9 protein-coding genes are annotated in these 15,263 nt (G+C 72.9%); 3 read left to right on the top strand and 6 right to left on the bottom strand.

The window, feature by feature from the left end; genetic code table 11:
• Nucleotides 1-11: 11 nt before the first annotated feature.
• Together OG959_RS11655 and OG959_RS11660 are read right to left on the bottom strand one after the other, a co-directional pair.
• Nucleotides 12-3,452 (bottom strand): ATP-dependent helicase, encoded by a 3,441-nt coding sequence (locus OG959_RS11655; protein ID WP_442805559.1) that lies wholly within the window; start codon nucleotides 3,450-3,452, stop codon nucleotides 12-14.
• Between the two features lie 294 nt (nucleotides 3,453-3,746).
• Nucleotides 3,747-4,127: an MGMT family protein gene (locus OG959_RS11660; RefSeq protein WP_442805560.1), complete on the bottom strand. Its 381-nt coding sequence runs from the start codon at nucleotides 4,125-4,127 to the stop codon at nucleotides 3,747-3,749.
• Between the two features lie 221 nt (nucleotides 4,128-4,348).
• Between OG959_RS11660 and OG959_RS11665 the strand changes: the two genes are divergently transcribed.
• The 3 genes from OG959_RS11665 to OG959_RS11675 all read left to right on the top strand — a co-directional run bounded on the left by OG959_RS11665 (nucleotide 4,349) and on the right by OG959_RS11675 (nucleotide 10,547).
• The gene (locus OG959_RS11665; RefSeq protein ID WP_326658082.1) at nucleotides 4,349-7,078 is read left to right on the top strand and encodes a lysylphosphatidylglycerol synthase domain-containing protein; all 2,730 of its coding nucleotides are present in this window, start codon (nucleotides 4,349-4,351) and stop codon (nucleotides 7,076-7,078) included.
• A 240-nt stretch (nucleotides 7,079-7,318) separates the two neighbouring features.
• The gene (locus OG959_RS11670) at nucleotides 7,319-8,905 is read left to right on the top strand and encodes an alpha/beta hydrolase (protein WP_326658083.1); all 1,587 of its coding nucleotides are present in this window, start codon (nucleotides 7,319-7,321) and stop codon (nucleotides 8,903-8,905) included.
• 67 nt (nucleotides 8,906-8,972) lie between these two features.
• The gene (locus tag OG959_RS11675; protein ID WP_326658084.1) at nucleotides 8,973-10,547 is read left to right on the top strand and encodes an alpha/beta hydrolase; all 1,575 of its coding nucleotides are present in this window, start codon (nucleotides 8,973-8,975) and stop codon (nucleotides 10,545-10,547) included.
• 69 nt (nucleotides 10,548-10,616) lie between these two features.
• Here the strand turns inward: OG959_RS11675 and moeZ are convergent, their stop codons facing one another.
• From moeZ to OG959_RS11695, 4 genes are all read right to left on the bottom strand, one after another.
• Nucleotides 10,617-11,795, bottom strand: coding sequence for an adenylyltransferase/sulfurtransferase MoeZ (gene moeZ / locus OG959_RS11680; RefSeq protein ID WP_148020600.1), 1,179 nt, complete (start codon nucleotides 11,793-11,795; stop codon nucleotides 10,617-10,619).
• Between the two features lie 85 nt (nucleotides 11,796-11,880).
• Nucleotides 11,881-12,723, bottom strand: coding sequence for a spherulation-specific family 4 protein (locus OG959_RS11685; protein ID WP_326658085.1), 843 nt, complete (start codon nucleotides 12,721-12,723; stop codon nucleotides 11,881-11,883).
• Nucleotides 12,711-13,676, bottom strand: a complete 966-nt coding sequence (locus OG959_RS11690; protein WP_148020598.1) for an NAD-dependent epimerase/dehydratase family protein — start codon at nucleotides 13,674-13,676, stop codon at nucleotides 12,711-12,713. The genes OG959_RS11685 and OG959_RS11690 overlap by 13 nt, the downstream gene beginning before the upstream one ends.
• A 136-nt stretch (nucleotides 13,677-13,812) precedes the next feature.
• A complete protein-coding gene (locus tag OG959_RS11695; protein ID WP_326658086.1) occupies nucleotides 13,813-15,249 on the bottom strand; it encodes a hypothetical protein in 1,437 nt (478 codons plus the stop codon).
• Nucleotides 15,250-15,263: the final 14 nt, after the last annotated feature.

Consider the following 15,263-nt stretch of genomic DNA (forward strand, 5'->3'; position numbering starts at 1 on the left):
GCGGATCCCGCTCACTCCAGGACGTGCCGGCCCTCCGGCTGCGCACTGCACGAGGCCTTGAAGGTGCAGTGGGAGCAGTGCTGTCCGGTCGACGGGGTGAACCGTTCGTCCAGGACCCGGCCGGCGGCGGTCGCCAGGAGATCGGAGACCCACTCGGTGTCGGGCGGCTCCTGGGCCTGCACCTTGGGGACGGCGTCGCCGCCCTCCTTCTTGGGGGCGGGCTGGCGAAGCTGTACGAGTTCGGCGCCGCCGGATTCGGGGCGCGTGCCGTCGAAGACCTCGTCGACCGCGCCCGCCCGGACCGCCAGCTGGTACACGGCGAGCTGTGGGTGGCGGGCCACCTCGTCCTTCGTCGGGGACTGCTTGCCGGTCTTGAAGTCGACGACGTAGGCCCGGCCGTCAACGTCGCGTTCGACGCGGTCCATGGAGCCCCGGATGCGCACCTCGTACTCCCCCGCCTCCAGCGTCACGTCGAAGTCGTGCTCACTGGCGGCCGGGGTGCGGCCGGTGCGGTCCATGACATGCCAGCGCAGGAAGCGTTCGAGGGCGACGCGGGCCTGCTGCTTCTCCTGCTGCGACTTCCAGGGCGCGTCGAAGACCAGCCCGTCCCAGACCGAGTCGAGCCGCTCCATGAGGACGGCCAGATCGGCGGGCGTCCGCCCGGAGGCCACCTCGTCGGCCAGGACGTGGACGACGTTGCCGAAGCCCTGGGCCGCGGTCGCCGGGGCGTCGGCCTTCACCTCGCGGCCCAGGAACCACTGGAGCGCGCAGGTGTTGGCCAGTTGGTCGAGCGCGCTGCCGGACAGGGCGACGGGGTGGTCCCGGTCGCGGAGCGGGACGGCGGAGCGGGTCGGCTCGTACAGGCCCCACCACCGGTAGGGGTGGGCCGACGGTACGAGCGGCTGTCCCTCGTCGTCGCTCAGGGCCGCGAGACGGGCGAGGCGGTGGGCGGCCTCCTCGCGCAGCGCGTCGGAGGCGCCGGGGTCGACGGTGGTGGCGCGCAGCTCGGCCACGAGGGCGGCGACGGCGAGGGGCCGGCGCGGGCGGCCGGTGATGTCGCGGGGTTCGACGCCGAGCTCGGTGAGGAAGCGGGACGGCTGGTCGCCGTCGTCGGCGGGCGCCTTGACCGCGGTGACGATCAGGCGTTCGCGGGCGCGCGTCGCCGCCACGTAGAAGAGCCGGCGTTCCTCGGCGAGGAGGGCGCCCGGAGTGAGGGGTTCGGCGAGGCCGTCGCGGCCGATCCGGTCCGCTTCGAGCAGCGAGCCGCGGCGCCGCAGGTCGGGCCAGAGGCCTTCCTGCACTCCGGCGACGACGACCAGGCGCCATTCCAGGCCCTTGGACCGGTGCGCGGTCATCAGCCGTACGGCGTCGGGCCGCACGGAGCGCCGGGAGAGGGTGTCGGCGGCGATGTCCTGGGCGTCGACCTCCTCCAGGAAGTTGAGCGCGCCCCGGCCCCCGGTGCGCTCCTCCGCGCGGGCCGCGGTGTCGAAGAGGGCGCAGACGGCGTCCAGGTCGCGGTCGGCGTTACGGCCGCCCGCGCCGCCGCGCAGGGCGGCGCGTTCCAGCCTGGCCGGCCAGGGGGTGCCGGACCACAGCGCCCACAGGGCCTCCTCGGCGGTCCCGCCGGCTTCGAGGAGCTCACGCGCCGTGCGCAGCAGCGCGCCGAGGCGCTGGGCACCGCGGGCGTACGCCGGGTCGTGTGTCACGAGCCGTTCCGGTTCGGCGAGCGCGCGGGCGAGGAGTTCACCGGAGGGCGCGGGCACGCGGTTGCCTGCGGCGCGCTCCTCGTCACGCAGGGCCCGGCCGAGCCGGCGCAGGTCGGCCGCGTCCATGGAGCCGAGGGGTGAGGCGAGGAGGGTGAGCGCCGTCTCGGTGTCGAGCCAGGGGGCGGGGGGCGGGGCGGGTGTCTCGGGTTCCGCCGCGTCCTCGGCCGAGGTGCCCGTGTCCGCCGGTGCCGGAGTCTCCGGCACCGCCGCGACCTCGTCCGCGCCCCGGCGCAGCGCCGCCGTGGCCACCGTGCGCAGGGCCGTCAGCAGCGGGGCCACCGCCGGTTCGTGGCGCAGGGGAAGGTCGTCACCGTCGACCTCCAGGGGCACACCGGCCGAGGTCAGGGCCCGGCGCACGGCGGGAATGGTGCGCCCGCCCGCCCTGACCAGGACCGCCATCTCGTGCCACGGCACCCCGTCCTCCAGATGCGCCCGGCGCAGCAGGTCCGCGATGTTGTCGAGCTCGGTGGACGCGGTCGGGTAGGTGTACGTCTCGACGCCGCCGCCCTCTCGGACCGCCCCGAGCTCCCGGTGGGCGCGCACCTTCGCCGACGGCAGCCGGGTGAGCGGCATCCGGCGGGTGAGCAGACGGGTCGCGGCGAGCAGCCGTTCGCCGGATCGGCGTGAGGTGGTGAGGACGCCGACCGGGGCCGGGGCACCGTCCGCGCGCCGGAACACGTCCGGGAAGTCGAGGATGCCGTTCACGTCGGCGCCGCGGAAGGCGTAGATCGACTGGTCCGGGTCGCCGAAGGCGATCAGGTTCCGGCCCCCGCCGCCGCCCGGGGTGCTCCCCCGGTTCCCGGCCAGCGCGTGCAGCAGCCGCACCTGCGCCGGGTCCGTGTCCTGGTACTCGTCGACGAACACCGTGTCGTAACTGCCGGCCAGCGGCCCCGACACCTCGGGGCGCTCCGCGAGCAGCACGGCACGGTGGACGAGCTCCGCGTAGTCCAGCACCCCCTGGGCGTCCAGCACGTCCAGGTACTCGGCGAGGAAGGCCGCGGCCGCACCCCAGTCGGGCCGGCCGGTGCGCCGGGCGAAGTCGGCGAGGGCGTCCGGGCCGAGGCCCAGCTCACGGCTGCGGGCGAGCACGGCACGCACCTCGTCGGCGAAACCGCGCGTCGTCAGACAGGCCCGCAGTTCGTCGGGCCAGCGGATGTGGTCGTGGCCCTCCTTCTCCAGGTCGAGCTGGCCCGCCAGCAGTTCGCGGACGGTGACGTCCTGCTCCGGTCCGGAGAGCAGCCGCAGCGGGTCCGCGAACAGGTCGGCGTCCTGATGGGCGCGCACCAGGGCGTAACAGAAGGAGTGGAAGGTGGTGGCCTGCGGTCCTCGGACGGCGCCGAGCCGGGCGGCCATCCGGTCGCGCAGCTCGACGGCGGCCTTGCGGCTGAAGGTGAGAATCAGCATCCGGGCCGGGTCCGCGCCCCGGGCGACACGGGCGGCGACGGCTTCGACGAGCGTGGTGGTCTTGCCGGTCCCGGGCCCCGCGAGGACGAGGAGCGGGCCGCCGGCGTGGTCAACCACCGCTCGCTGCGCCGCGTCAAGGAGAGGGGGATCCACGGAGCCCGGCAGGGTACGCACCAGCCGGTACGCGCCCGTGGCCCTCCCCCTACGCCCTTGCGGGCGTGGGGGGACCCCCTGCCGTACCTGACGGTGCGGACTGTTCCGGGCAGTGGAGGAGGAGCTCACGTTGGGATCGCCGGTCCTGGTGGGTGTGCTGGGGTGCTGGAGGTGAGGGCGCGGCGCGTGCCGCGAACTGACGACGCTACTCCGGCGGGACCGCCGATTGGGGCGGGACGACTGCGTGGATCGTCACGTTCCGCCGGGCGGAAGGACCCGGCGTCGTCGCGTTCCGCCGGGCGGAAGGACCGGTCACCGTCACATTCCGCCGGGCGGAAGGACCCGGCACGGCCCCCGCTGCACGCTTCCTGTACGTCGTACGGGCCCGGCTCCGCCCGATGTGCCACCGGATGGCCGAAGCTGTCAGGTGTGAGCTCCCCCGCCGTCGTCGCCCTCCGCGCCCGCACCGCCGTCCCAGCGTGCGCGCCGCATGTCCAGACGCGGGACATGCCCCTCCGCGGACCGCGGGGCCTCGCGCAGCGGGGTGTTCTCCTCGCGGTAGTGATCAAGCGCACGCAGCTCGTGGCCCGGCAGCAGCGCACCGTCGGCGCGCACGACGCGCCACCACGGCACCGCGGACCCGTACAGCGCCATGACCCGGCCGACCTGGCGCGGTCCGCCGTCCCCCAGCCACTCCGCGATGTCTCCGTAGGTCATGACGCGGCCGGGCGGGATCAGTTCGGCGACGTCGAGCACGCGCTCCGCGTACTCCGGCAACGCGTCGCTCGTCGGGTGTTCGCTCATCCGGCCCATCCTGCCGTACGCCACCGACAGTCCGGCCCGTTCCGTGTCCGGTCGCACACGGAGGGTGCGGGGGCGGGGGACGGGGCGTATCTTGCGCATCGCGCGGCGCCGCATCGCACCCTGATGCCCCCCGCCGGCCGAAGGCCGTGCCACCATCATGCGGGCGGTGACCGGTGATACGAGAAGACGAAGACCAATCAGAGGCGACGAAGGAGCAGGGCGTGCAGCCACCGAAGGCGGCCGACGCCTCTGATGCCGAGCCGCGCCCCGAAGAGAGCGGACAGGAGCCCGGCGCCGGCCCGCGGGCGTCCGCGGAGCACCCGGCCGGCTCGACCCTCTCGACCTCCGAGGCGGCCCTGTCCGACCGTGTCTCGGGTGACGAACCCCTGCTCCCCGCCCGGGTGCACCGCCCCTCCGATCTGCTGCGGCTCCTCATCGGGGTCCTCGCGATCGTCGTGCTGTTCGCCGTCGCGGCGTTCGCCCACGGCACGACGGCCGGCCTCGAGGAGGACATCAACAAGGGCACCGGCCAGGCGCCCGATCTGCTCATCAAGGTCGCCGGTCTCGTCTCCAGCATCGCCGTGCTGCTCGTCCCGGTGGCCTTCGCCATCGAGCGCCTGATCAAACGCGACGGGCTACGGATCGCGGACGGCGTGCTGGCCGCCGTGCTCGCGCACGGGGTGACGCTCGCCACGGATCTGTGGGTGTCCAACTCCGCGCCCGGCACCATCCAGGACGCGTTGACCCAGCCGCAGCCCGGTCAGGCGCTCACCGACCCCGTACACGGCTACCTCGCTCCGGTGATCGCCTATATGACGGCGGTCGGTATGGCGAGACGGCCGCGGTGGCGGGTCGTGCTGTGGGTGGTGCTGCTGCTCGACGCCTTCACCATGCTGGTGGGCGGGTACACGACCCCGCTCTCGATCATCCTCACGGTACTGATCGGCTGGACGGTCGCGTACGGCACGCTGTACGCGGTCGGCTCGCCGAACGTCCGGCCGACCGGCCAGCACCTGATGGCCGGTCTGCGCCACGTCGGCTTCCGGCCCGTCACCGCGATGCGGGCCGAGGACGCGCCCGACTCGGGCGACCAGAGCGACCGCGGGCGCCGCTATGTGGTCTCCCTGGAGGACGGACCGCCGCTCGATGTGACGGTCGTGGACCGCGAACAGCAGGCGCAGGGCTTCTTCTACCGGGTGTGGCGCAGGCTCACCCTGCGCGGCATCACCCAGCGGCGTTCCATCCAGTCGCTGCGCCAGGCCCTGGAGCAGGAGGCGCTGCTCGCGTACGCGGCGATCGCCGCCGGTGCCAACGCCCCGAAGCTGATCGCCACCTCCGAGCTCGGTCCGGACGCCGTGATGCTGGTGTACGAGCACATCGGCGGGCGCTCCCTGGACGCGCTGGAGGACTCCGAGATCACCGACGAGCTGGTGCGCGGCGCCTGGCGTCAGGTGCAGGCGCTCCAGTCGCGGCGGATCGCGCACCGCAGGCTCACCGGTGACGCCATCCTGGTGGACCGTTCCGGCAAGGTGTTCGTCACGGATCTGCGCGGCGGCGAGATCGCGGCCGGTGATCTGGTGCTGCGGATGGACGTCGCCCAGCTGCTCACCACCACGGGTCTGCGGGTGGGTCCCGAGCGGGCGGTCGCGGCCGCGCTGGAGGTGCTGGGGCCGGACGCCGTCGCGGACTGTCTGCCGCTGCTCCAGCCGATCGCGCTCAGCCGCTCCACCCGCGCCCATCTGCGCCGGCTGGCCCGGGAGCGTTCGCAGCGCGAGCGCGAGGCCGTGCTGGAGGCGTCGGACGCGGCGAAGCGGGCCCGGTCGCAGGATGCGGAGCCTCCGGAGGACGCCGGGCGCAAGAGCGACCGCAAGTCGCAGCGCACCGAGAAGCAGGCCGAGAAGCGGGCCAGGGACGACGCCATGGACGTGGCCCGCGAGGAGGATCTGCTGTCCCGGATCCGCCAGGAGGTGCTGCTGATCCGGCCGCAGGCGCCGGTCGAGCCGGTCCGTCTGGAGCGCATCAAGCCGCGCACCCTGTTCAGCTTCATCGCCGGTGCCATCGCCGCGTACTTCCTGATCTCGCAGGTCACCGAGGCCGACTTCGGCGCGGTGGTCGAGCAGGCGGAGTGGGGCTGGGTGGCGGCAGCGCTCGGTTTCTCGGCGCTCAGTTACATCGCGGCGGCGATGAGCCTCCTGGGCTTCGTGCCCGAACGGGTTCCGTTCGGCAAGACGGTGCTGGCGCAGGTCGCCGGCTCGTTCGTGAAGATCGTGGCCCCGGCCGCGGTGGGCGGAGTCGCGCTGAACACCCGGTTCCTCCAGCGGGCCGGGGTGCGTCCGGGGCTGGCGGTCGCGAGCGTCGGCGCCTCGCAGCTGTTCGGGCTGGGGTGCCACATCCTGCTGCTGGCCGCGTTCGGCTATCTGACCGGTACGGAGAAGACGCCGTCCTCGCTCACCCCGTCCAGGACCGTGATCGCGGGGCTGCTGACGGTCGCCGTGCTGGTGCTGGTGGTGACGGCCATCCCGTTCCTGCGCAAGTTCGTGGTGACGCGGGTGCGGTCGCTGTTCGCCGGGGTCGTACCGCGCATGCTCGACGTCGTGCAGCGGCCGCAGAAGCTGCTCACCGGCATCGGCGGGATGCTGCTGCTGACCGGCGTGTTCGTGATGTGTCTGGACGCGTCGGTCCGGGCGTTCAGCGGTCCGGACACGCCGCACCTGAGCTATGCGAGCATCGCGGTGGTCTTCCTCGCCGGCAACGCGCTGGGTTCGGCGGCGCCGACCCCGGGCGGCATGGGCGCGGTCGAGGGTGCGCTGACCCTCGGCCTGATCGCGGTCGGCCTGCCGAAGGAGGTCGCGGCGCCGGCGGTGCTGCTGTACCGGCTGCTCACGCTGTGGCTGCCGGTGCTTCCCGGCTGGCTCGCCTTCAACCATCTGACGCGCAAGGGCGAGCTCTAGGGTCTTTCGTTTGGGTCGGGTCGGATCAGGGAGCGGGGTCCGGTGCGTGCAGCTGCAAGGCGGAGGAGGGAGTCACTGCGGAGCATGGGCGACCGACGACAACGCCGCAGATGTGCGTGCCGGACCCCGCGAGCCCGGCATGATCCAAACGAGAGGCCCTAGGCGCGGCGGCCCGCAGGCGTCCACCCGCTTGGACCGGCGCCCCGTGCACCCCCCGGGGAGCCGCCGCAGGATGGAGCGATGAGGACCTCCCCTGCCCTGCGCGCCGCGGCCCTCGCCGCCACCGTGACCGTGCTGCTTCCGCTCACCGGCTGTTCGGACGGGGGTGACGAGGAGAGCTCTCCCCATGCCGCCGCGGCCGCGGCGACGACCACCCCCGCCGACCTCGCCTCCCAGCAGCTGAAGTGGACACCGTGCCCGGCCCCTTCCCAGGCCCAGGGCGGCGGTTCCTCACCCTCCCCGCTGCCCGGCGGGGCCGTCTGGGAGTGCTCGTTCATGAACGTCCCGCTCGACTACGCGGAGCCGGACGGCGACACCATCGAGCTCGCGCTGATCCGTGCGAAGGCGATCGACGCGAAGAAGCGGATCGGTTCGCTCATCTTCAACTTCGGCGGCCCCGGCGCCTCCGGTGTCGCCACCCTGCCCGCGTTCGGCACGGAGTACGACAAGCTCCGCACCCGGTACGACCTGGTGAGCTTCGACCCGCGCGGAGTGGGCCGCAGCGCGGGGGTGGAGTGCGAGGACGACGCGCAGCTGGACGCCCGGTACGAGGGCGACGGCACACCGGACGACGCGGCGGAGGAGAAGGCGTTCACCGCGGACACGAAGACGTACGTGGCCGCCTGCGAGAAGAACTCCGGCAAGGAACTCCCCTTCGTGGGGACGACGAACGCGGCCCGCGACATGGATCTGATGCGCCGGGTACTCGGTGACGAGAAGCTGTACTACTTCGGCATCTCGTACGGCACCGAACTGGGCGGCGTCTACGCGCACTTGTTCCCCGAGAACGTGGGCCGGTCGGTCCTGGACGCGGTGGTCGACCCGACCGAGGACGCGGAGCAGTCCTCCCTCGGCCAGGCCGAGGGCTTCCAGCTCGCGCTGGACAACTTCGCCGCGGACTGCGCGGACCGGGGCGACGGCTGCAAGCTGCCCGGTGCCACCGCCGAGGAGGTCGAGCAGGGTGTGTCCGGCCTCCTCGACCGGCTGGAGAAGAAGCCCGTACCGGGCATCGGTTCCCGGAAGCTGACGCAGACGCAGGCCACCACCGGCATCGCGGCGGCGCTCTACTCCAAGGAGACCTGGCCCCTGCTGGAGCAGGGCGTGGACGAGGCCGACGGCGGCAACGGCGCACTGCTCCTCGCCCTCGCCGACTCCCTCAACGGGCGCTCCGAGGACGGCCGGTACGACAACTCGGCCGCGGCCAACACCGCCATCAACTGCGCCGACTCCAAGGAGCGGTTCACCCTCGACGAGACCAAGGAGAAGCTCCCCGCGTTCCGCGACGCCTCACCGGTCTTCGGCGACTATCTCGGCTGGGGTCTGATGGCGTGCACCGGCTGGCCGGTGGCGGGCGCCTGGGACACCCCGGACGTCAGCGCGGAGGGTGCGGCGCCCGTCCTGGTCATCGGCAACACGGGCGACCCGGCGACCCCGTACGCGGGCGCGAAGGCGATGGCCGAGGAGCTCGGCGAGGGCGTCGGCGTGGAGATGACGTACAAGGGCGAGGGCCATGGCGCGTACAACAGCGGCAGCTCTTGTGTGCAGAAGGCGGTGGGCGGCTATCTGCTGGACGGCAAGGTGCCGGACGCCGGAACGGTGTGCGATTAGGCGTGGGTCCGCGCACCTACCATGGGCGAACTGCCGGACGGGCAGGCACGACGGGGAGGGACTGCACGTGGTCGCATACGTACGGGCCGGGGCGCTGGCCGCCGCCGCGCTGCTGCTGACGGGGGTGCTCGCAGGATGCGAGGACGCCGCGGACGACAAGCCGGGCACTCCGGCCGACGGCACCACGGCTTCGGCCGCCCCGCCGTCCGCCGCCCCCTCGGCCGACGCGAGCGGAAAGCCCCTGCCCGCCTCCCTCACCTCGCAGCGCCTGGACTGGAAGAGGTGCGAGGCACCCGAGGGCGGCAGCGCTCCGGGCTCGTCCTGGCGGTGCGCGAAGGTCACGGTTCCGCTGGACTACGCGAAGCCGGACGGCGACACGATCGGAATCGCGCTGGTCCGCAAGGAGGCCCGGGACAAGGACCGTCGGCTCGGCTCGATGCTGTTCAACTTCGGCGGGCCGGGCGGCTCGGGGGTCTCCACCCTGCCGCGCGCCGCCGGTTCGTACGGGTCGCTCAACACCCGCTACGACCTCGTGGGGTTCGATCCGCGCGGGGTGGCCGAGAGCGCCGGGGTGCGGTGCCGCACGGACCAGGAGCAGGAGAGCGCCTACCGCAAGGTCGACATGACACCGGACACGGCGGCGGAGGAGGCGGCGTTCATGAAGGACGGCGCCGGTTTCGGCGCCGGCTGCGAGAGCCGCTCGGGCAAGGTCCTGCCGTTCGTCGGCACGACGAACGCCGCCCGGGACATGGACCTGATCCGCGAGGTCCTCGGCGACAGGAAGCTGACGTACTTCGGCTTCTCGTACGGCACCGAGCTGGGCGGCACCTACGCCCACCTCTTCCCGAAGCACGTCGGGCGGACCGTCTTCGACGCCGTCGTCGACCCGACCGCGGACACCACGGGCCACGCCCGTAACCAGACGACCGGCTTCCAGCGGGCGCTGGAGAACTACCTCAAGGACCGCGGCCAGGATCCGAAGACGGGCACCCGGCGCATCGCCGCCCTGCTGAAGCGGATCGACGCCAAGCCGCTGCCGACCGGTACGGGACGCGAGCTCAACGAGTCGCTGGCGATCACCGGCATCGTGCTGCCGCTCTACTCCAAGGACAACTGGCCGGTGCTCACCCAGGCCCTGGACGAGGCGGAGAGCGGCAGCGGTTCCATGCTGCTGCAGCTCGCCGACTCGTACAACGGCCGTGACGAGAACGGCCACTACGACACCCAGAACCACTCGCAGCGTGCCATCTCCTGCGCGGACACCAAGGCCAGGCCGACGGCGGCCGAAGCGAAGGCGCTGCTGCCCGAGTTCGGGAAGCTGTCGCCGGTCTTCGGCCCGTTCCTGGCCTGGGACACCGCGGGCTGGTGCGCCGACTGGCCGGTGGCGGGCGAGCACGAAACGCCGGAGGCGAGCGCCCCGGGTGCCGGTCCGATCCTGGTCGTGGGCACGACAGGCGACCCGGCCACGCCGTACGAGGGTGCGCGGAAGATGGCGGACGAGCTGGGCGAGGGCGTCGGCGTCCTGCTCACCAACAAGGGCGAGGGGCACGGCGCCTACGGCGGAAACAGCTGTGTGACGTCGACCGTGGACGCGTACTTCCTGGACGGGAAGGTGCCGGCCGACGGCAAGACCTGTTCGTAGCGCGGGCCCGCATACGCCGAAGGGGCCGGTCCGCATGATGCGGACCGGCCCCTTCTTCGCGTTCAGCCTTTAGTACACCGGCTTCTCGGGCTCGATCTGGTTGACCCAGCCGATCACGCCGCCGCCCACGTGCACCGAGTCGGCGAAGCCCGCCGACTTGAGGACCGCGAGGACCTCGGCACTGCGGACACCGGTCTTGCAGTGCAGCACGATGCGCTTGTCCTGCGGGAGGTCCTGGAGGGCGTTGCCCATCAGGAACTCGTTCTTCGGGATCAGCTTCGCGCCGGGGATCGAGACGATCTCGTACTCGTTCGGCTCACGGACGTCGATGATCTCGATCTTCTCGTCCGCGTCGATCCACTCCTTGAGCTGCTTGGGAGTGATCGTGGAGCCGAGCGCCGCCTCCTGGGCCTCCTCGGACACGACGCCGCAGAAGGCCTCGTAGTCGATGAGCTCGGTGACGGTCGGGTTCTCGCCGCAGACCGCGCAGTCGGGGTCCTTGCGGACCTTGACCTGGCGGTACTGCATCTCCAGCGCGTCGTAGATCATCAGCCGGCCGACGAGCGGGTCGCCGATGCCGGCGAGCAGCTTGATGGCCTCGTTGACCTGGATGGAGCCGATGGACGCGCACAGCACGCCCAGGACACCGCCCTCGGCGCAGGAGGGAACCATGCCGGGGGGCGGCGGCTCCGGGTAGAGGCAGCGGTAGCAGGGACCGTGCTCGGACCAGAAGACGGACGCCTGGCCGTCGAACCGGTAGATCGAGCCCCAGACGTACGGCTTGTTCAGCAGGACAGCGGCGTCGTTGACGAGATAGCGGGTGGCGAAGTTGTCCGTGCCGTCCACGATCAGGTCGTACTGGGCGAAGATCTCCATCACGTTCTCGGCTTCGAGCCGTTCCTCGTGAAGGATCACGTTCACTAGGGGGTTGATCCCCTGCACGCTTTCCTTGGCCGACACGGCCTTGGACTTGCCGATGTCGGCCTGGCTGTGGATGATCTGGCGTTGCAGGTTCGACTCGTCGACCTCGTCGAACTCCACGATGCCGAGCGTTCCGACACCGGCGGCGGCCAGGTACATCAGAGCCGGCGAGCCGAGACCGCCGGCGCCCACACAGAGCACCTTCGCGTTCTTCAGCCGCTTCTGCCCGTCCATCCCGACATCCGGGATGATCAGGTGGCGGGAGTACCTGCGGACCTCGTCGACGGTGAGCTCAGCAGCTGGCTCGACCAGGGGTGGCAGCGACACAGGAACCTCAACAATGCAGGTGGTCGGTTTCTACGTACTTCGGCTACGTACGGTTGTTCTTGCCGTAACACTGCCACGCCCCCTCTCATTCCGAGATAGCAGGTCCGATCCGCGAGACAATTTCGTCCCAGTACCTGGGCAGTGTCGCAAATGGATAACTTTGCCCCCGTCCGTTTCCGGGATCGGCCTCCCTGGTGCGGTCCGTGAAGAAGATCGTCCCGGCGCCCTGCCAGCGGGCGATGCGCATCGCCTCCTCCAGATGGGTGCGCGGGACACCGTGGACGAAGTGGGCGAACCGGCCGGGCGGGTAGGAGGCGGTCCACTCCGCCACCTGGGACCAGCGGTAGTCGGTCCACGCTCCACGGAAGGTGACCAGCTGGTCGGCGGCCTCCGCGTAGCCCGGGTGGGGATGGGTGTCGTGGCCGAGCACGAGGTGTCCGCCGTGCTGCGCGCTGTCGCTGTCCGCCAGGAGGGTGGAGAGGGTGGCGGTGAGACGGCGGACGGCGGGGAGGTCCTGGCGCCCGGCAGGACAGCGGTCGAGGTAGAAGCCTTCGACGCGGTACCAGTCAAGGTAGGACTGCGCGTCGGCGACCAGGTCGCCGAAGGGCCGGCTGCCGTGCGCCAGGTCGAGCCGGCCGAGCAGCCGTCCGGCCGAGGCCCGCACGGAGTCGAGCGGCTCCTCGCCGCTGACCGCCCGCGCGCGGGCGTTGCGGAGCCGGCCCGCGGCTTCCAGACAGTGCGGGTCGGGGCGGATGCCGGGGCCGTCGTCGATGTCGAGGACGGCCCAGTGCAGCGGGGTGCCGGGGCGGGCCAGTTCGGCCCATTCGGCCGGGGCGAGCAGCGGGTGCGCACAGCCGGGCACGCCGAAGCCGAGCTGGTCGGCGCCACTGGTCCGGCGGGCGGTGCCTGTACTGGTCAGATACGGCATGCCGCCTCCATCCAGATGTCGGCGAGGGACTCCTCCAGATTGATCCGGGGGCGCCAGCCGAGCCGGTCCCTGGCGGTGCGGACGTCCGCCTGCTGCCAGGCACCGCAGCCGTCCGGGTAAGGGGAGGGAGTGACCGAGAGGTGCTCCATGACCGATTCGGCGGAGGTGCGGGGGGCGCCGATGGGCAGGCGTGCGGGGGGCGTGTCCAGCTCGTGGAGCGCGCCCCCGTACCCGGCGACCTTGGCGAGGACGGCCGCCGCGTCGCGCAGTCGCACGGCCCGGCCGGTGCCGATGTTGACGACGCCCTGGGCGGCGGAGAGCGAGGCGGCGTGCACGGCGCGCGCGACGTCGCGCACGTCGACGAAGTCGCGCTGCACGCCGAGGCCGCTGAGCTTCAGCTCACCGTCGCCGGACTGCATGGCGCGGCGCATCGCCTCGGCGAGCCGGCCGAGCGGGGAGCCGGCCGGGGTGCCGGGGCCGACCGGCGAGAAGACCCGCAGCACGACCGCGTCGAGGCCGGAGCCGAGGACGAGTTCGGTGGCGGCGAGCTTGCTGACACCGTACGGGCCGCCGGGGCGCGGGATGGCGTCCTCCGCCGTGGACGAACCGGGCTGCGAGGGCCCGTACTCCGAGGAGCAGCCGACCTGGACCAGGCGGGCTGTGCAGCCGCTGCGCCGCATCGCCTCGCAGACGGTGGCGACGGCGACGGTGTTGTGACGGGTCAGGTCGCGGGCCCCGCCGCGGGTGGCGCCGGCGCAGTTGACGACGACTCCGGGGTGGACGGCGTCCAGGAAGCGGGTGAGCGCTCCCGGGCTGCCGCCGGCCAGGTCGAACCGTACGTCGGCGTCGTCGCCGCGGCCGAGCGCCGTGAGGTGGACGGCCGGGTCGGCGAGCAGCCGGTCGGCCACGAACCGGCCGAGGAATCCGTTGGCTCCGAGCAGCAGCACCCTCATCGCGCGCCCCTTGAGTGCCGACGGCGGGCTGCCGGTGCGGGGGATCGGTGGGTCATGTCCGGTGTCTCCTTGGGGCAGTTGCGTACGGTGCGGTACGGGACCCGCGGCGTCGGCTCCGCGGGGGCTGTGGGGTGCGTCAGGCGGCGGTGTGGGCGGATGCCCGGGAAAGAGCGACGGTGGCGGTGGTCAGCAGGCCGAGCGCGGCCGCGCCGCAGGCGACGGCGGGTACGGCCCCGGTGCCGGCCGCCTCGATGAGCGCTTCGACGGGGCGGGCGACGGCGTCGAGGCCGGGCAGCCGGCCGGCCAGGACGAGTGCGGGGGCGGCGACCTCGACGGCACAGGCGGCGGCAAGGCCGGTGGCGGCCGGTTCGGGGAAACCGTGGACGGTGAGGAGCCGCGCCAGCAGGAGCAGCACTCCGAGTGCGGCGGCCCCGGACCGGGAGCCGCCCCCGCCGATCCCCAGTCCGGCCAGGTACAGCAGCCCGCCGAGGGCGCAGAGGAAGAAGGCCACGGCCGCGAACAGCAGGGGGCGCACTCCTGCGGCGAACTCCTCCAGTGCGCGACTGCCGTTGAGTTTGCGGTGCGCGTGTACGGAGAAGAGGTGGGCGCACCAGGCCGCCGGAGCGACCGCCACGGCGAGGCCGAGCAGCGGAGCCGGAGTGATGTCCCAGGGGCCTTCGGGCCCGCCGCTGAGGAGTTGGTGGAGCAGCGCGTCGCCGTACAGGACGTAGCCCAGCAGCCAGCAGCCGAACAGACCGGCGGCGCCCGACGACCGTCCATCGGCGCAGAGGGGTCCGGTACGCAGAGCGAGTGCGAGCCCGACGAACGCGAGGAGACCGCCGCCGGAACCGATGGCGAGCCGCGCCCCGCCGTCGAGCACCCCTTCGGTGAGCCGCAGCGCGACGAAGGTCGCGAGGCAGGCGGCGCCCGGCAGCAGGGCCCGCAGCGACCACGCGGCGCGCGTCTCGATGTCGCGCGCCGGTGCGAACGACGCGCCGACGGGCTCCCCGGCGACACCCGGTACCCGGGCGAACAGTTCCTCGGCGAGCGAGAACACGTCGCGGTGCCGATAGCGGGCGGCGGTGCGGTCGGTGACGCCGTGGGCCTCAAGGCCGGCGGCGATCTCCAGGGGGTCGACGGCGCGCTCGCAGAGTTCGCGGTGCCGGTACATCAGGGACTTCACCGGATCGGCGGGCCCGCGCCGCCCGGTGGAGAGCTTGCGCGCCGGAGCGGTGTACGCGAGCTCGGGGGCGCGGGGGGCAGGGTGCGGTGCGGGGGCGTCGGGGGGCGTCGGGTCGTCGGCTGCGGAAGGGGTGTCGTCGGCTGCGGGGGGTGCGGGGGTGGCGGCCGAAGCGGGGTCGGGCGCGGGGCCGGGCTCCGGGTGCGGCGCGGGCCCGGTCCTGTCCCCCGGTCCGTCCACCGCCCCGTCCGGTGGTGCGGTGGACGGCCCCCAGGCCGGTTGGGAGACGTCCGCGAGCAGGGTCCCGGAGGCCGCCGCCCCTGTGCGGTGGTCCCCGTTGCTGCTGGTCGTCGGTGTGCCGAGCGCCTCGGGCACTTCGGTCGGGCGGCCCATCGTCGTTCCTCCGT

This window comes from Streptomyces sp. NBC_00385 (assembly GCF_035917155.1).
GTDB classification, from domain to species: Bacteria; Actinomycetota; Actinomycetes; order Streptomycetales; family Streptomycetaceae; genus Streptomyces; species Streptomyces poriferorum.

Bases quoted from the DNA above. Each gene is read 5' to 3' on its own strand.
- OG959_RS11695 (WP_326658086.1), bottom strand. From the start codon at position 15,249: ATGGGCCGCCCGACCGAAGTGCCCGAGGCGCTCGGCACACCGACGACC.
- OG959_RS11690 (WP_148020598.1), bottom strand. From the start codon at position 13,676: ATGAGGGTGCTGCTGCTCGGAGCCAACGGATTCCTCGGCCGGTTCGTG.
- OG959_RS11685 (WP_326658085.1), bottom strand. From the start codon at position 12,723: ATGCCGTATCTGACCAGTACAGGCACCGCCCGCCGGACCAGTGGCGCC.
- OG959_RS11660 (WP_442805560.1), bottom strand. From the start codon at position 4,127: ATGAGCGAACACCCGACGAGCGACGCGTTGCCGGAGTACGCGGAGCGC.
- OG959_RS11670 (WP_326658083.1), top strand. From the start codon at position 7,319: ATGAGGACCTCCCCTGCCCTGCGCGCCGCGGCCCTCGCCGCCACCGTG.